Below are 14,891 nucleotides of genomic sequence, written 5' to 3'. Positions count from 1 at the left end.
GGCTGGGGAGCCCGGAGACGCCGCCCGCCCCGGCCCGGTGGTGACAGGAGACCTGCCATGCGCCCAACCACCCACCTCGCCACACCGACCGTGCTGACCGCTGCGGAGCGCTCGACATGAGCACCGCGGCGATCGTCATCCTGCTCGTGCTGCTGGCCCCGATCATCGGGGTCCTCGTGTGGGTCATCCTCGCGGCCGGGTTCACCAAGGTGCCGGCGGGCTCCCTCGGCCTCGTCGTGAAGAACGGCAAGGCCACCGACCGCACGCTGACCCCCGGCCGGCACTGGGTGCCGCTCGTGCGCCGGTTCATGATCGTGGAGTATCCCTCTGTCGAGATGGCCTACCGCGCGGGCGAGGGCGCGTCGACGGCGAGCTCGGACCTCGACCGCTCCGGTCCGAGCCTCAGCTGCGCCCTGGGCGACCGAGCCCTCGCGGACGTGTCCTACACCGTGCGCTTCGCGATCGTCCCTGAGCAGCTGCGCACCGTCCACGAGCGCTTCGGCCCGCAGGGCATCAACGGTGTCGTGCGCGACCACAGCGCACGGGCCATCAGCCACGCCCTCAGCGACCCCGAGGTGACCGTCGGCAGCCTCTTCGGCAGCCGGCGGTCCGAGACCGAAGCACGCCTCGCGGCCGCCGTCACCGCAGCCCTCGAGGAGCAGGGCATCCGCGTCACGGGCTTCGTGCTCGGCCCCGTCGACCTCGGCCGCACCGGTGAGGTCATCCAAGCCACCGTCCGCGCCGGGTTCGAGCTCGCTCTCGAGGAGGCCGAGGCAGCCACCCGCCTCGCCCAGGCGCAGAACGACGGCGAGCTCGAGCGACAGATCACGAGCATGCGCGAGGGCGCCTGGCGCTACCGCGAGACCGACCTGTGGCGCGACCTCGTGCAACGATCGGACGGTGTGCAGCTCGGACGCCGACGCCCGGGCTACGGCCCCGGCAGGCTCGGCCTCACGGTCCGCGAGGACACTCCCACCAACGAGCCCACCGCCGTCGACCCGACGGCCGGTGGCGAGGCGCCGCCAGCGACTGAGGCGCCATGAACCGCGAGCTCACCGGCGTGGACCGGTTGATCGAGCTGGTCGCCGTGCTCGTGCTGGGCATCGCCACCGTCGGCACCGCGTGGTGCGGCTACCAGGCGGCCCAGTGGAACGGGGTGCAGGCCAGCGCGATGACCGCCTCGACGGACGCCCGCGTCGAGGCGAGCCGGCTCTTCGGGCTCGCCACGCAGAAGGCCTCCTACGACAGCAGCATGATCGCGCAGTACGCGCAGGCGGTGCAGGCGGGCAACACCAAGCTCGTCGCCTTCTACCGGGCGACGCTTATCCGCGAGGAGCTGCTGCCGGTCATCGACCGGTGGGAGGCCGTGATCAAGGCGGGCGGCACGCCGACGCGACTCATCGACGACACGAGCTACATGAATGCCCAGTTCGGCCCCTATCGCACGGCGACGGCCAAGGCAGATGCAGCGACCACCCTGTCGCTCCAGGCCGGTGACACCTCCCACAACTACGTCATCAACACCATCCTGCTCGCCGTCGCGCTCTTCTTCTCCGGCGTGACCTCGAGCTTCAGCTGGCGGCCGGCGCGCGTGCTGCTCGTCCTCGCCGCGATCGCGAGCCTGGGGGTCGCGGCCGTCACCATCGTGGACCTCCCCGTCGGGTGAGCGCCGTCAACAGGGCCGTCAACAGGCCCGCGACCGGCAGCGTCAGCTGACGAGACGCGAGAGGAACTGCCGGGTGCGGGGCTCTCGGGGCGCGCCGAGCACCTCGTCGGGCGGCCCCTGCTCGAGGATGCGTCCGCCGTCGAGGAAGCACACGGTGTCGGCGACGTGCCGCGCGAAGCCCATCTCGTGGGTCGAGAGCATCATCGTCATGCCGTCGGCCCGCAGGTCGCGCAGCAGGTCGAGCACCTCGCCGACGAGCTCGGGGTCGAGCGCCGAGGTGACCTCGTCGAGCAGCAGCAGCTGCGGCGAGTTCACCATCGCCCGGGCGATCGCGACCCGCTGCTGCTGGCCACCGGAGAGGTCGTCGGGCCGCGCCTTCGCCTTGTCGGCGAGACCGACGCGGTCGAGCATCGTCATGGCGGACCGCTCGGCCTCGGCGCGGGGCACCTTGTGGACCCGGCGTGGGGCGAGCGTCACGTTGTCGAGGACGCTGAGGTGCGGGAAGAGGTTGTAGGCCTGGAAGACGATGCCCATCCGCGAGCGCACCTCGTCGGCGTCGACCCGCGGGTCGGTGATCTCGACGCCGCCCAGCTCGATGACCCCGTCGTCGACCTGCTCGAGCAGGTTGACGCACCGCAGGAGCGTCGACTTGCCCGAGCCCGAGGCGCCGATGAGCACCACGCACTCGCCCGCGGTGACGTCGAGGTGCACGTCGTCGAGCACGACGTTGTCACCGAAGGTCTTGCGCAGGCCGCGCACCGACAGCAGCGTCACAGCGTGCCTCCTGCCCCGTGCCAGCCCTGCTTGCGGGCGACGTGGTCGGTCAGCCGCGCCATCGGGATGGTGAGGCAGATGAAGAGGAAGCCCGCCACGACGTAGGGCGTGTAGTTGAAGTCCGAGGCCGTCTCGATCTGCGCGGCCCGGATCGCGTCGACGACACCGAGCACGGCGATGAGGCCGGAGTCCTTCTGCAGCGAGACGAGGTCGTTCATCAGCGGAGGCGTCACGCGGCGCACGGCCTGCGGCAGCACGACGTGGCGCAGCGTCTGGCCGTGCGAGAGCCCCAGCGCCCGCGAGGCAGCCCGCTGCGACGGGTGCACCGACTCGATGCCGGCGCGGAAGACCTCAGCGACGTAGGCCGAGTAGGACAGCGTGATGGCGACGCCGCCCCAGACCTCGGCCGCGCTCGTGACGTTGGGCAGCCGCAGCGCCGGCACACCGAAGCCGAGCAGGAGGATGACGAGCAGGAGCGGCAGGCCGCGGAAGAGGTCGACGTAGGCCGTCGCGAAGAGGCGCAGCGGGAAGAAGATCGGCCCCTTGAGGGTGCGCATCACCGCGAGCGTCAGCCCGAGGACGGCGATCGCGACCCCGCAGATGAGCATGATGCGGATGTTGAGCCAGAGACCCTTGAGCACGGCCGGAAACGACTCGACGGCCTTGTCCCAGTTGAAGAAGGTCTCCTGGACCCGCGGCCAGCCCTCCGAGCTCGTGACGAGCCAGATGACGACCGCACCGACGAGGAGGGTGCTGACGGCCGAGATGAGCGCCGACCGCGTCGTGCGCGATCGCCGGTAGGCGCGCCGCTCGAGCTCCGTCTGCGACGGCGTCCAGACGTCGCCTCCCGGCCCACCCGCAGGCCCGCCCGACAACCCGCCCGACAGCCCGCCCGACGCAGCGCCGACCGCCTCGTCGGGCGCCTGGGCACCTGACGAGGCGGACGGCATACCGGCTGGGGTGCTCACTTCAGCTCGGGCGCGCCCGCGTTGGCGAGGTACTCCTGCTGGAGCTTGTCGAGCGTGCCGTCGGCGCGCAGCGCGTCGACGGCCTTGGTCACACAGGGCGTGAGGGCCGAGCCCTTGTCGAGCACCGCGCCGAACTGCTCTGGCGTGCCGGTCGCGGGCAGCTGGCCGACGATGACGCCGTCGTCGAGCTGGGCGGCGGTCATGTAGAAGGCCGTCGGCACGTCGACGACGATGCCGTCGATCTGCTTGTTCTTCAGCGCCTGGACCGCGAGGTCGTTGGTGTCGAAGACCTTGGGGTCGTTGGTCGGCTGGATCTGGTCGGTGATCGCCTTGTACGAGGTCGTGCCGACCTGGGCTCCGAGGTCGGCGCCCTTGAGGTCGGCGACCGTCGTCTTGCCGTCGATGGGGCTGCCCTTGTAGGTGACGACAGCCTGACGCACGTCGTAGTAGCCCGAGCTGAAGTCGACGGCCTTGCGGCGCTCCTCGGAGATGGAGATCTGGTTGACGTCGAAGTCGAAGGCCTTGGGCGCCGGGGCGATGGCCGAGTTGAAGGGCACGACGGTCCACGTCACGTCGGCCTTCGGGAAGCCGAGCTTCTCGCCGATGGCGAACGCGACGGCCGACTCGTAGCCCTTGCCGTTGCTCGGGTCGTCGTTGCTGAACCACGGCTCGTAGGCAGGCTTGTCGGTGCCGACCGTCAGCTTGCCGGGCGTCACGAGGGTGAGCGACCCCTTGGCGCACGCGTCGCCCGCGGCGGTGCCGGTGCCCGCGGCCGCGGGGGTGTTCGACGTCGCGCTGCTCCCGCAGGCGCCGAGGGCGGCGACGGCGATCGTGGCGACGGCGGCGAGGGCAAGACGGGGACGCTGCATGTGAGGGCTCCAGGGGACGAGCGGGCTTTCGACGTGCAGAGTCTACGAGGCTGCGGTATGCCGTCCTGCCCGGTCCGTCAGTCGGGCTCGGATGCGCTCACGCGCGGCACCAGGGGGCGCCCGCCGGAGCGCCCCGACGGGCACGCTCGATCGCTGCGCGCAGGTGGGGCAGGTGGGGGGAGGCCGGCTCCGTCGCGACCGAGGTCGCGTCCCCGAGACCGGAGCCGGGTCGGTCCTCCCCCCGTGCTCCCACGATCATGGTGACGGGCGACCTGCCCCTTTTGGAACCATCTGGGCCCGACCGATACGAACCTGAGACCTGGCTGTGAGCTCCGGTCCACGATTCCGGCTGAGCGGGCCCCACCGCTTACCCTGTTGATCATGCATGCACTCGCCGCCCTGACGGCTGCCGCCCCGGCCCTCGGCCCCAAGTGGATGGACCCCACGTACCTGCTCGAGCAGTACGGCGCGGCCTTCTTCTGGATCGCCATCGCCATCGTGTTCATCGAGTGCGGGCTGCTCTTCCCCATCCTGCCCGGCGACTCGCTCCTCTTCGCGGTCGGGCTGTTCATCGCCACGGGCCAGATCCACATCAACCTCTTCGTCGCGATCGTGGGGCTGTGCGCTGCGGCCTTCCTCGGCAACGTCGTGGGCTACGAGATCGGCCGGGCCATCGGCACGCCGCTCTACCAGCGTGACGGGCGCATCCTCAAGAAGAAGTACTTCGACGAGACCACCGCATTCTTCGACAAGCACGGCAACAAGGCCCTCGTCATCGGCCGCTTCGTGCCGATCGTGCGCACCTTCATCACCGTCGTCGCGGGCGTAAGCCGCATGGACCGCCGCCGCTTCTTCACGTGGAGCGCGGTCGGCGCCGTCCTCTGGGTCACCAGCCTGACCCTGCTCGGCTACTTCCTCGGGGCCGCCTTCCCGTGGCTGTCGGACAAGCTCGAGGTCGCCGTGCTGCTCATCGTGGCCGTCTCGGTCCTCCCGATGCTCTTCGAGTACCTCAAGCACCGTCGTCAGGCCAACGCCATCGCCGAGGAGCTCGGCGAGGCCGCCGAGGACATCATCGACCCCGCCGACGGCGTGGCCCTGCCGGCCGAGAGCATCGGCGACCCGGGGCGCGGCGAGCGCCGCTGACCGGCGGCACAACGTTCGGCTCACAGGGCCCGATCCCCCGCGGGTCGGGCCCTGTGCCGTATGCCGTCCGGCCGGCTTCTCGGGAACGCCCACCCCGTTGGCCCCGACCGGCGCACACTGGAACGGCAGGGATGATCGGGGCTGGATCGGAGGTCACGATGGCTGAGGCGACGACTGTGGGAGGACCGGTCACGCAGGGCCCGCTCGACACGGCGAGCCTGCACCGGCGCTCGGTCGAGGGGTGGCTCGCAACGCTGGAGGCCGTGCCCCACGACCGCTGGGACGACCCCACCCCGTGCCGCGGGTGGTCGGTGCGGGACCTCGTCAACCACGTCGTCGGCGAGGACCTGTGGACGGTGCCGCTCCTCTCCGGCTCGACGATCGAGGAGGTCGGTGACCGCTTCGACGGAGACGTCGTCGGGACGGACCCCAAGGCGGCCGGGCGGGCGGCGGGGCGCGAGGCCGTCGATGCCTCGGGCGCGCTGAAGTCCACGGGCACGGTTCACCTCTCCTACGGTGAGGAGTCGGCCGACGAGTACGTCCGCCAGCTCATCGCCGACCACCTCGTGCACGGGTGGGACCTCGCAGCCGCCACGGGCGGTGACCGGACCCTCGACCCGGTCCTCGTCGAGGCGGTGGCGCAGTGGTTCGACGGGCGCGAGTCGCTCTATCGCGACGGTGGCGCGATCGGCCCGCGGGCCTTCATGACGGGAGACCCGCGGTCCGACCTGCTCGCCCGCTTCGGCCGCGATGCAGCCTGGAGCGGCGCGCACGCCGCCTTCTCCGACTTCATCGCGGCCTTCGGTCGGGGCGACGTCGACGCGATCATGGCGCTCATGACCGACGACTGCGTCTTCGAGGCGACGGGTCCGGCTCCCGACGGGGTGCGCCACGTGGGGGCGTCGGCGGTGCGGGAGGTGTGGGAGTCCCTCTTCGGCGAGACCGGCAGCCCGGCCTTCACCGAGGAGGAGTCCTTCGTCGCCGGGGACCGCGGCGTCCTGCGCTGGCGCTTCGACTGGGTCGCTCCGGACGGCTCACCGGGGCACGTGCGCGGCGTCGACGTCGTGCGGCTGCAGGAGGGCAAGGTCAGCGAGAAGCTCTCCTACGTCAAGGGCTAGGCCGCCGCGGCGACCCCCTCCCACCGCCGCGGTGCGCCTTGACTAGGCGTTCGGCGTGCCCGTGCCCGTCGCCGAGTCGGTCGCCGAGTCGGTCGTCGGGTCTGGCGTCGACCCGCCCGGCGCCTGGGCCTGGGGCAGGGCGCCCGGAGCGGCCCCGGGCTGGGTCGAGGCGCCGCCGACGGCGCCCGGCTGGGTCGAGGGGGCGATCGTCGGGCCGCCCCCGGCGGGACCGTTGTCGCCGAACGAGATGCTCGGAGCCACGGCCTCGGTGGCCGGGGTCTCGAAGTACTCGGCGCGCTGGACCTTGGCGATGCCCGCGACGATGTTGGACGGCACGCTCTCGACCTTGGTGTTGAGCTCGCGCACGAGGGCGTTGTAGTAGCGGCGCGAGCTCGCGATGCGGTCCTCGGTGCTCGACAGCTCCTGCTGCAGGGCGAGGAAGTTCTGGTTGGCCTTGAGGTCGGGGTAGGCCTCGGCGACGGCCATGAGCCGGCCGAGCGCCTGGCTCAGCTGACCCTCGGTCGCAGCGGCCGCGGCGGGCGTCGCAGCCCCGCTCATCGCCGCCGACCTCGCCTGCATGACCTCCTCGAGCGTGCCCCGCTCGTGCGAGGCGTAGCCCTTGACCGTCTCGACGAGGTTGGGGATGAGGTCGTGGCGGCGCTTCAGCTCGACGTCGATCTGGCGCCAGCCCTCCTCGACCTTGTTGCGCAGCCCGATGAGGCCGTTGTACATGACGACCCCGACGATCGCGGCGAGCACGACGAGGCCGAGCAGGATCCAGACGATGAGCATGCGAACTCCCGAGGGGCGAGGCGAGCGGCCACCGTGACCGCCCTGCCGATCCTAGTGGCGGGCCGGTGCGTCCGAGGGGTGTCGGTGCACCGTCCTACCCTTCCTCCATGATGACGTGTCGCTTCAGCGCCGACCTCTGGCGCTGGGAGGCGCAGGAGGCGTGGTTCTTCGTCACCGTGCCCGCCGAGGAGTCCGCCCGCATCCGTGAGCGCCCTCGCCCACCACGTGGTTTCGGCTCGGTGCGGGTGCGCGCGACGATCGGCGCCACGACGTGGCAGACGTCGGTCTTCCCGGACAGCACGCGTGGCGCCTACGTCCTGCCGGTCAAGAAGGCCGTGCGACGCGCCGAGGACCTCGAGGAGGGCGATCCTGCCGCCGTCGTCCTCGAGGTCCTCGAGTAGCCGTCAGTCGCGCACGGCGAGCTCGCCGAGCTCCGACCACTCCGTGCCCGGCACCGTCGTGTTGACGATGCGCGGCGTCGCCGACAGGTAGGCCGGCAGCTCCTGCGTCGCAGCGGTGAAGTGCGCACTCTGCACGTGGGCACCACCCGCGGCGTCGTCGCGGAAGGCCTCCACGAGGACGTACTCGTTCGGGTCGTCGAGGCTGCGCGACCAGTCGAACCAGAGGCAGCCCTCCTCGGCCCGGGTCGACTCCGTGAAAGACCGGGAGATCTCGGCCCAGTTGTCGGCGTGCTCGGGCTTCACGGGGAACTTCGCGGTGATGAAGATCAAGGAACTCTCCTGGGGGTGTGTCGAGAAGGCTTGCAGGACAAGGGAGTCGCGGACGACACCCGACGATCGACGGCCTCGCTCAGGGGACGAGGATCGCGCGGCCCCTGACGTTACCGGCGTCGAGGTCGGTGATCGCCTGCTGGAAGTCGTCGAGCGCATAGGTCTGCGTGTGCAGCTTCACGTGGCCGCGGGCGGCGAGCACCATGAGCGACTGGAGGTCGTTGTAGGAGCCGACGAGGTTGCCGATGAAGTTGATCTCGGTCGAGACGATGTCGATGGTCGGCACGTCGATGTTCTCGCCGTAGCCGACGACGTGGTAGTCGCCCGCCCGGCGCAGCATCGCAACACCCTCGGCAGTCGCGCCGCCCTCTCCGACGAAGTCGACGACGACCTCGGCGCCGTTCCCGCCAGTGAGCTCGAGCACCTCCGCGACCTGGTTCCCGTCGCCGACGATGCCGTGGTCGGCGCCGATCGACAGCGCCAGCTTCAGCGCGTCCGGGTTGCGGTCGACGACGATGATCTCGGCCGGCGTCAGGGCCTTGAGGACCTGGATCCCGATGTGCCCCAGGCCTCCTGCGCCGATGACGACGACGCGGTCACGCGGCGTCAGCCTCCGGGCCGCCTTCGCCGCCGCGTGGTACGCCGTGAGGCCGGCGTCCGCGAGCGCCGCGACGTCCTTGGGCTCGAGGGAGTCGTCGATGCGCACGACGCTGCGTGCCGACGTGCGGAGGTACTCGGCATACCCGCCGTTCGTGTCGATGCCGGGGAACTGGTTGCTCTCGCAGTGCACGTCGTCGCCGGAGCGGCAGGCGCGGCACAGCCCGCACGTGATGAGCGGGTGGACGATGACCTTGTCACCCTCCTTGACGTTGGTCACCTCGCTCCCGACGGCGTGCACCCAGCCGGCGTTCTCGTGCCCGATCGTGTAGGGCAGGGCGACGTTGGACTTCTCGGCCCACTGTCCCTCGAGGATGTGCAGGTCGGTGCGGCAGACGCCCGCCCCGCCGATCTTGACGACGACGTCGAACGCGCCCGTGACCTCGGGAACCGGCACCTCCTTCATCTCGAGGTCCTGGTGGTAGCCGACGACCTGGACGGCTCGCATGGTGCTCATGAGTGGTGCTCCTTCAGCTGGGAGAGGGGGATGAACGTCAGGGCCGGACGGCCTTGCGCCTCAGGCAGATCGGCGGCATACGCGGCGTCGGCGGCCTCGGCCCCTTCGGGCCGCTGCACCTGGTCGCGCTCCGAGCCGGGGTAGCGGGTGCGGAGCAGGCCCCGGCAGAAGTGCGCGTTGCCGTCGATCGAGATGCGGGTCGAGCGCGCCCGCCGCAGGGCGAGCGGCACGTCGCGGACGGCATACCCCCTGCCCTCGTGGTCGACGAGGACGGCGGCGCCGTCGTCGTCGGGCAGGCCGATGGCCGCGCGGCGCCGCCGCAGCGCCGCCGTGCGGTCGTCAGCCGGGAGGTCGCCCAGCGTCACCGAACCGAGGTCCTCGACCGCACGGTCGGGCTCGGCCCGCAGCAGCGCCGTGAGGCAGCGCTCCATCGCCGCGGTGTGGGCCTTGCGCTGGAAGGTCTCGCGCAGCTCGTCGAGGTCCTGGTCGGCCTCGTGGCGGAAGGTGCCCCGGTAGCCGGCGTCGGCCGCGAGCCCCGCGTTGATGAGGTCGCTGTCGTGGTGGTCGTCAAGCTCGACGACGACGTCACGGGTCCACGGCAGCGCCGAGAGGGCGTCCTTCGCATCCGACGCCATGAGGTAGGCGAAGTTCGGGGCGCAGAACGACGTCGGCAGCCGCAGGTGCGCGGCGACGTGGTCGCCGACGACCTCGAGCGAGCGCACGAAGCCGAGGTCGGTGATCGGCTCGTCGAGCTCGGGGTCGATCACCGTCGCCAGCGCGTCGTAGGCCGCCGTGAGCGACTCGACGTCGGGCGCGGCCCGCAGGGGCGCGAGGCCCATCGTCAGACCCCGGCGAGGGCGGTCGGGTCCTGCGCCCGCTCCACCGTGTCGTCGGCGCCGCGGGGGCCGGTGGCGGTCTCGTCGGCGTCGGGCAGCTGCAGCTCCGCGGGCACGTCGATGCCATACATCTTCGCCGCGTTGAGCCCGAGGATCTTCTTCTTCTGGGCCACCGTCAGCGGGGCGTACTCCGTCATGTCCTCGGGGATCTGGAAGTCGACGAACTTCTCGATGAGCCACTTCGGCGTCCAGATGGCGTAGTCGCTGGAGAACTGGATGCGGTCCTCGCCGATCCAGTAGAGCAGCTCGCCGATGATCTGCGCGAAGTAGCGGGGGCGGGTGTGGATGAAGGGCATCGCAACCGCGAGCCCGCCGTGGACGTTGGGCTCCTGCGTCGCGATCCAGCAGAAGTCCTCGAGGCGGGGCAGGCCGACGTGCTCGACGATGAAGTTGAGGTCGGTGAAGTCGCTCGCGACGTGGTCGATGTCGGCGACGTCGAAGGCGTCGCGGTCGAGCGGCCGGATCGTCGGGCCCTTGTGCACGTGGATGTTCGTCACGCCGAGCTCGCGGCAGGCCTCGAAGTAGCGGTAGGCCCACGGGTCGTCGAGCTTCCAGCCTCGGCTCTCGCCGTGCCACTCGGCGGTGTAGAGCTTGACGCCCTTGAAGCCGAGCCGCTCGACGTCGGCACGCAGCTGGTCGAGGCCCTGCTCGCCGTTGCGGGGGTCGAAGTGGTGGTTGTAGGTCAGGCGCGCCGGGTCGGCCTTGGCGAGCTGCGAGGCCTCCTCCGTCTGCCCGAAGCCATTGACGTAGAACTCACCGAGGTGGGCCGGCTGGAAGATCGCGTGGTCGACGTAGCCGTCGTCGAAGAGGTCCTTCTTGAGCCGCTCGCCGCCCTGGTAGAGGTAGTCCTCGTAGCTCCACACCTCGGACTCGGGGCTGAGGTTGCGGTGGTAGTCGTAGAAGCAGTCGATGAACTGCTTGCCGTGGATGTTGCGCTGGTTCTCGGGGCGGGCATCCCACAACGCGATGTGCGCGTCGACGATGAAGTAGCTCTCGCCGTCCTTGCTGTACATGCTGTCTCCTCGATGATGTCGTCGTTGACCTCTCCACGACCGTAGGCACGGACGGCCGAGCCCGACAGACGCACGGTGTCCCAATTTGAGACGCAGCGGCCGAGACGGATCTCCTCGACGGGCGTAGCGTCGGAGCGAGATCGGGCAGGAGGAGGCGACGGTGCCGAAGGACGACGCGACGCCCGCGAGGGCGGGTCACGGTGACGGGTCGAGCGACCCGGGCACGACCCTGGCCGCGCCCGTCGCCGAGCGGCTCCTCGCGTCGTGGCGCCGCAGCGAGGACTACGGCGTGCCGCTCGAGTCGGTCACTCCGGTCTTCTCCGGGGCGCCCGAGCCGCGCGACTCGCTCTTCTTCCAGTGCGGTCACGAGGTGCTGACGAGCCTGCACCGCACCCTTGCTGACGAGCCGATCAGCCTCATGCTCACGGACGCCGAGGGGCTCGTCCTCAACCGCCTGAGCGCTGACACCTCGCTCCTGCGGGCCCTCGACGCGGTCCACCTCGCTCCGGGTTTCGCCTTCTCCGAGCGCGAGGCGGGCACCAACGGACTCGGGCTGGCGCTCGCCGACCGGGTGCCGGCACTCGTGCGTGCCGAGGAGCACTACAGCCTGAGCCTCTGCGGCTACACGTGCGCCGCCGTGCCCGTGCTCGACCCGACGACCGGGCGGCTCGAGGGCAGCGTCAACATCACGACGTGGTCGCGTGACCGCGGTGACCTGCTCCTCGCACTGGCACAGTCCGCGGCGAGCACGACCACGGCGCTCATGCTCGCCCGCTCGCTGGGCCTGCGACCGCGGGCGGCGCCACGGGGCGAGGTCTATCGCGTCGAGGCGGCGCAGCTCGAGCCGGGCTCGGGCACGCTGCACGACCTCTCCCCCGCGTGGCGCGAGGCGGTCGACGCCGCCGCGAGCGCCCTCGCCGCCGGCCGTCTCGTGGCTGCGGTCGGGGAGCCGGGGTCGGGCCGGGCCACGCTCCTCGCCCAGGCGCTGCGCGCCGCCCGCCCCCGCGACCGGATCCTCAGCGCCGGGTTGCCGGCCCCGCAGGACGTCGCCGCGTGGCTCTCGCTGTGGACCCCCGAGGTCGGCAAGCCCAGCACCTCGGTCATCGCCTGCGACGTCGACGAGCTGCCCGCCTGGGCGGGCGACGAGGTCGGCCAGGTGCTCGGCCGGGTCAGCCGCTCCACGTATGCCGTCGCCGACGTCACGCCTGCGAGCGCCGGTGCCACCCCTCCCGCCGTCGCCCACTCTGGAACCTCCTCGGCCCTCGCCCCGTCAGGCTTCGTTGACCCCGACCTCGCCTCGTGCGGTGGAGCGGTGACCGCCCGGCTCTTCGACGGCATACCGCCTGCGGTGAGGGCGCTCGTCGGCACCGTCGTCGAGGTACCGCCGCTGCGCGAGCGTCCGGCCGACGTGCTGCCGCTCGCAGCGCACGTCGCGCGACGGGTGCGTGGACGCGAGATCGAGTTCACGCCGGCAGCCCAGCGGGCCCTCACCGACCACGGCTGGCCCGGCAACGTCGAGCAGCTCGTGCACGCCGTGCGTCAGGCGGTGACGCGCACCGACGTCGTCGATGCCCGGCACCTGCCGAGCGAGGTGCTGAGCGGCTCGCACCGGCGCCTGACCCGCATCGAGGCGTTCGAGCGCGAGGAGATCGTCCGGGCGCTGACGCGGCCCGGGGCGACGATGAAGGAGGCCGCGCGCGACCTCGGCATGAGCCGCTCGACGATCTACCGCAAGATCGCGCAGTACGACCTCCACGTGCCCCGCCTCTGATCCGCGGCAGCCGGGCCGCCCGGAGCCCCGTGCCGACGAAGTGCTCTCTCGATCGGGGTGGGACCCGTGGCTCGGGGTGCGGCCCGTGGCTCAGGCCAGCCCGAGCTCTTCGAGGGAGTAGGCGTGCAGGTAGGGGACGCCGGCCTCCTCGCTGATGCGCTCCCCCGCGCCGGTCGCGCGGTCGGCGATGGTCGCGACGGCCACGACGGTCGCGCCGTCCTCACGGGCCGCCTCGACGGCGGCCAGCGGCGAGGCGCCGGTCGTCGTCGTGTCCTCGACGACGACGACGCGACGGCCGCGGATCGACGGGCCCTCGATGCGCTGCTGGAGACCATGGGCCTTGCCGGCCTTGCGCACGACGAAGGCGTCGAGCCGCTCGCCTGCGGCCGCCGCGGCGTGCAGCATCGAGGTCGCGACGGGGTCGGCTCCGAGCGTGAGACCGCCGACGGCGTCGTAGGAGAGGTCCTTGGTCAGGTCGCGCATGACGATCCCGACGAGCGGTGCGGCCTCTCCGTCGAGCGTGATGCGGCGCAGGTCGACGTAGTAGTCGGCTTCCTTGCCGGAGCTCAGGGTGACGCGACCGTGGACGATCGCCTTCTCCCGGATGATCTCGAGGAGGCGGGCACGGGCGGCGGCGGTGTCAGTCACGAGGCTCAATGGTAGGGCGAGCAGCGGTCCGCTCACGCGTGTGCCCGCTGCTCGATCGGCGGTCGCAGCTGCTAGTCCAGGCAGAACTCGTTGCCCTCGACGTCCTGCATGACCTGGCACGACTCGTTGTGGCCGTCGGCGACCAGGAGCCGGCCGCGGGTCGCACCCAGGGCGACCAGGCGGGCGCACTCGGCCTCGAGGACGTCGAGGCGCTCCTGCCCGACGAGACCGGTGCCGACCCGCACGTCGAGGTGCACGCGGTTCTTGACGACCTTGCCCTCGGGCACTCGCTGGAAGAACAGCCGCGGCCCGACGCCGTTCGGGTCGACGCAGGCGAAGGCCGAGCCCTGGTCGTCCGGTGGCAGCGCTCGGTCGAACTCCTCCCAGCTCGCGAAGCCCGGCGGCGGTGGGGGCACGACGTAGCCGAGCACCTCGCACCAGAACCGGGCGACCCGTTCGGGGTCTGCGCAGTCGAACGTGACCTGCACCTGTCTGACCTGCGGAGCCTGCTGCGTCGTCGCCATGGCCCACACCCTAGAAGGGCGCACTGACGCCGGTCGCTCGAATAACCGGAGCGCGCAGGCTCAGCGACGCGAGAGCCGAGCCCGACGCCGGACGACCGATCGCGGCACGACCCGCAGCAGGCCGACCATCGCCTTGTACTGCAGCCCCGGCACCGAGACGACACGGCCCCTGGCGACGTCGTCGAGGCAGTCGCGCACGAGCCGCGCCGGGTCGAGCCAGAGGAAGTCGGGCCCCGGCTTGCCGATGCCCGCACGCTGCTGAAACTCCGTGTTGGTGAAGCCGGGGCACAGGGCCGTCACGGTGACCCCCGTGCCCTCGAGCTCGCTCGCCAGCCCCTCGCTGAACGTCGTCACCCAGGCCTTGGCCGCCGAGTAGGAGCCCGACGCGATGAAGCCGGCGACCGACGAGACGTTGATGATCTGGCCCCGGCCGCGGTCGCGCATCGCGACACCGGCCGCGTGGGAGAGCACGAGCACGGCCCGGGTCAGCACGTCGAAGGCCGCCTCCTCGGCGGCGACGTCGTTGCGCAGGAAGCTGCGCCGCTGGCCGTAGCCCGCGTTGTTGACGACGACGTCGACGGGGCGGGCCGGGTCGGCCACCCGGTCCGCGACCGTCTGCAGTGCCGACCGGTCGGAGAGGTCGGCGGCGAGCACCTCGGCGGAGACGGCATACCTGCTCGTCAGCTCGGCTGCGAGGACGTCGAGCCGCCCGCGGTCCCGCGCGACGAGCACGAGGTCGTGCCCGCGCCCCGCGAGCTGGAGCGCGAACTCGCGGCCGATGCCGGCGCTCGCTCCGGTGACGAGGGCGGTGGGTCGCGGGCTTCGCTCGGCAGTCATGGGTGTCACCCTAGGCACGCGGTGTCG

The 14,891-nt window shown here is 71.5% G+C and carries 17 protein-coding genes; 6 read left to right on the top strand and 11 right to left on the bottom strand.

From position 1 onward, the window contains the following. Nucleotides 1–116 precede the first annotated feature (116 nt). Both FHX52_RS14265 and FHX52_RS14260 read left to right on the top strand, forming a co-directional pair. On the top strand, nucleotides 117–1,043 hold the full coding sequence (locus FHX52_RS14265; protein WP_141823015.1) for an SPFH domain-containing protein: 927 nt from the start codon (nucleotides 117–119) through the stop codon (nucleotides 1,041–1,043). Next, nucleotides 1,040–1,666: a hypothetical protein gene (locus tag FHX52_RS14260; protein WP_141823014.1), complete on the top strand. Its 627-nt coding sequence runs from the start codon at nucleotides 1,040–1,042 to the stop codon at nucleotides 1,664–1,666. The genes FHX52_RS14265 and FHX52_RS14260 overlap by 4 nt, the downstream gene beginning before the upstream one ends. 42 nt (nucleotides 1,667–1,708) lie before the next feature. Here FHX52_RS14260 and FHX52_RS14255 read toward each other — a convergent pair whose 3' ends face one another. Genes FHX52_RS14255 through FHX52_RS14245 form a run of 3 tightly spaced genes read right to left on the bottom strand, consistent with a single transcriptional unit; the run spans nucleotide 1,709 to nucleotide 4,277 of the window. Then, nucleotides 1,709–2,440 (bottom strand): amino acid ABC transporter ATP-binding protein, encoded by a 732-nt coding sequence (locus tag FHX52_RS14255; RefSeq protein WP_141823013.1) that lies wholly within the window; start codon nucleotides 2,438–2,440, stop codon nucleotides 1,709–1,711. After that, a complete protein-coding gene (locus FHX52_RS14250) occupies nucleotides 2,437–3,408 on the bottom strand; it encodes an amino acid ABC transporter permease (RefSeq protein ID WP_246069972.1) in 972 nt (323 codons plus the stop codon). The genes FHX52_RS14255 and FHX52_RS14250 overlap by 4 nt, the downstream gene beginning before the upstream one ends. After that, nucleotides 3,405–4,277, bottom strand: coding sequence for an ABC transporter substrate-binding protein (locus FHX52_RS14245; RefSeq protein WP_141823012.1), 873 nt, complete (start codon nucleotides 4,275–4,277; stop codon nucleotides 3,405–3,407). Before FHX52_RS14245 ends, FHX52_RS14250 begins: the two co-directional genes overlap by 4 nt. Nucleotides 4,278–4,658: 381 nt before the next feature. Between FHX52_RS14245 and FHX52_RS14240 the strand changes: the two genes are divergently transcribed. Then, entirely contained in the window at nucleotides 4,659–5,420 is a 762-nt protein-coding gene (locus tag FHX52_RS14240; RefSeq protein ID WP_141823011.1) for a DedA family protein, read from the top strand. 158 nt (nucleotides 5,421–5,578) lie between these two features. Further along, on the top strand, nucleotides 5,579–6,538 hold the full coding sequence (locus FHX52_RS14235; protein WP_141823010.1) for a TIGR03086 family metal-binding protein: 960 nt from the start codon (nucleotides 5,579–5,581) through the stop codon (nucleotides 6,536–6,538). A gap of 42 nt (nucleotides 6,539–6,580) precedes the next feature. Here the strand turns inward: FHX52_RS14235 and FHX52_RS14230 are convergent, their stop codons facing one another. Continuing rightward, complete coding sequence (locus FHX52_RS14230; RefSeq protein WP_141823009.1) at nucleotides 6,581–7,330, bottom strand: LemA family protein; 750 nt, start codon at nucleotides 7,328–7,330, stop codon at nucleotides 6,581–6,583. A 107-nt stretch (nucleotides 7,331–7,437) separates the two neighbouring features. Between FHX52_RS14230 and FHX52_RS14225 the strand changes: the two genes are divergently transcribed. Beyond that, a complete protein-coding gene (locus tag FHX52_RS14225) occupies nucleotides 7,438–7,731 on the top strand; it encodes a DUF1905 domain-containing protein (protein ID WP_141823008.1) in 294 nt (97 codons plus the stop codon). Nucleotides 7,732–7,734: 3 nt separating this feature from the next. Here FHX52_RS14225 and FHX52_RS14220 read toward each other — a convergent pair whose 3' ends face one another. The 4 genes from FHX52_RS14220 to FHX52_RS14205 all read right to left on the bottom strand — a co-directional run bounded on the left by FHX52_RS14220 (nucleotide 7,735) and on the right by FHX52_RS14205 (nucleotide 11,084). Next, a complete protein-coding gene (locus FHX52_RS14220; RefSeq protein ID WP_141823007.1) occupies nucleotides 7,735–8,061 on the bottom strand; it encodes a putative quinol monooxygenase in 327 nt (108 codons plus the stop codon). Between the two features lie 79 nt (nucleotides 8,062–8,140). After that, the gene (locus FHX52_RS14215; RefSeq protein ID WP_221630604.1) at nucleotides 8,141–9,175 is read right to left on the bottom strand and encodes an NAD(P)-dependent alcohol dehydrogenase; all 1,035 of its coding nucleotides are present in this window, start codon (nucleotides 9,173–9,175) and stop codon (nucleotides 8,141–8,143) included. Next, entirely contained in the window at nucleotides 9,172–10,014 is an 843-nt protein-coding gene (locus tag FHX52_RS14210) for an iron-sulfur cluster assembly protein (RefSeq protein ID WP_141823006.1), read from the bottom strand. The genes FHX52_RS14215 and FHX52_RS14210 overlap by 4 nt, the downstream gene beginning before the upstream one ends. 2 nt (nucleotides 10,015–10,016) lie before the next feature. Continuing rightward, entirely contained in the window at nucleotides 10,017–11,084 is a 1,068-nt protein-coding gene (locus FHX52_RS14205) for an amidohydrolase family protein (protein WP_141823005.1), read from the bottom strand. 160 nt (nucleotides 11,085–11,244) lie between these two features. On the opposite strand from FHX52_RS14205, the gene FHX52_RS14200 reads away from it, so the two are divergent. Beyond that, nucleotides 11,245–12,855 (top strand): AAA-type ATPase lid domain-containing protein, encoded by a 1,611-nt coding sequence (locus FHX52_RS14200; RefSeq protein WP_246069971.1) that lies wholly within the window; start codon nucleotides 11,245–11,247, stop codon nucleotides 12,853–12,855. 90 nt (nucleotides 12,856–12,945) lie between these two features. Here the strand turns inward: FHX52_RS14200 and pyrE are convergent, their stop codons facing one another. From pyrE to FHX52_RS14185, 3 genes are all read right to left on the bottom strand, one after another. Beyond that, on the bottom strand, nucleotides 12,946–13,503 hold the full coding sequence (gene pyrE / locus FHX52_RS14195) for an orotate phosphoribosyltransferase (protein ID WP_141823004.1): 558 nt from the start codon (nucleotides 13,501–13,503) through the stop codon (nucleotides 12,946–12,948). 71 nt (nucleotides 13,504–13,574) lie between these two features. Beyond that, on the bottom strand, nucleotides 13,575–14,027 hold the full coding sequence (locus tag FHX52_RS14190) for a VOC family protein (RefSeq protein ID WP_141823003.1): 453 nt from the start codon (nucleotides 14,025–14,027) through the stop codon (nucleotides 13,575–13,577). Between the two features lie 60 nt (nucleotides 14,028–14,087). Then, nucleotides 14,088–14,864, bottom strand: coding sequence for an SDR family NAD(P)-dependent oxidoreductase (locus tag FHX52_RS14185; protein WP_141823002.1), 777 nt, complete (start codon nucleotides 14,862–14,864; stop codon nucleotides 14,088–14,090). Nucleotides 14,865–14,891: the final 27 nt, after the last annotated feature.

Source organism: Humibacillus xanthopallidus, from assembly GCF_006717145.1.
GTDB classification, from domain to species: Bacteria; Actinomycetota; Actinomycetes; order Actinomycetales; family Dermatophilaceae; genus Humibacillus; species Humibacillus xanthopallidus.
This window is presented reverse-complemented; position numbering and strand designations above follow the sequence as displayed.

What these genes read in the sequence shown, in the direction of transcription:
- FHX52_RS14265 (WP_141823015.1), top strand. Translation starts at nt 117, where the DNA reads ATGAGCACCGCGGCGATCGTCATCCTGCTCGTGCTGCTGGCCCCGATC.
- FHX52_RS14190 (WP_141823003.1), bottom strand. Translation starts at nt 14,027, where the DNA reads ATGGCGACGACGCAGCAGGCTCCGCAGGTCAGACAGGTGCAGGTCACG.
- FHX52_RS14185 (WP_141823002.1), bottom strand. Translation starts at nt 14,864, where the DNA reads ATGACTGCCGAGCGAAGCCCGCGACCCACCGCCCTCGTCACCGGAGCG.
- FHX52_RS14235 (WP_141823010.1), top strand. Translation starts at nt 5,579, where the DNA reads ATGGCTGAGGCGACGACTGTGGGAGGACCGGTCACGCAGGGCCCGCTC.
- FHX52_RS14260 (WP_141823014.1), top strand. Translation starts at nt 1,040, where the DNA reads ATGAACCGCGAGCTCACCGGCGTGGACCGGTTGATCGAGCTGGTCGCC.
- FHX52_RS14210 (WP_141823006.1), bottom strand. Translation starts at nt 10,014, where the DNA reads ATGGGCCTCGCGCCCCTGCGGGCCGCGCCCGACGTCGAGTCGCTCACG.
- FHX52_RS14240 (WP_141823011.1), top strand. Translation starts at nt 4,659, where the DNA reads ATGCATGCACTCGCCGCCCTGACGGCTGCCGCCCCGGCCCTCGGCCCC.
- FHX52_RS14205 (WP_141823005.1), bottom strand. Translation starts at nt 11,084, where the DNA reads ATGTACAGCAAGGACGGCGAGAGCTACTTCATCGTCGACGCGCACATC.
- FHX52_RS14245 (WP_141823012.1), bottom strand. Translation starts at nt 4,277, where the DNA reads ATGCAGCGTCCCCGTCTTGCCCTCGCCGCCGTCGCCACGATCGCCGTC.
- FHX52_RS14225 (WP_141823008.1), top strand. Translation starts at nt 7,438, where the DNA reads ATGATGACGTGTCGCTTCAGCGCCGACCTCTGGCGCTGGGAGGCGCAG.
- FHX52_RS14215 (WP_221630604.1), bottom strand. Translation starts at nt 9,175, where the DNA reads ATGAGCACCATGCGAGCCGTCCAGGTCGTCGGCTACCACCAGGACCTC.
- FHX52_RS14230 (WP_141823009.1), bottom strand. Translation starts at nt 7,330, where the DNA reads ATGCTCATCGTCTGGATCCTGCTCGGCCTCGTCGTGCTCGCCGCGATC.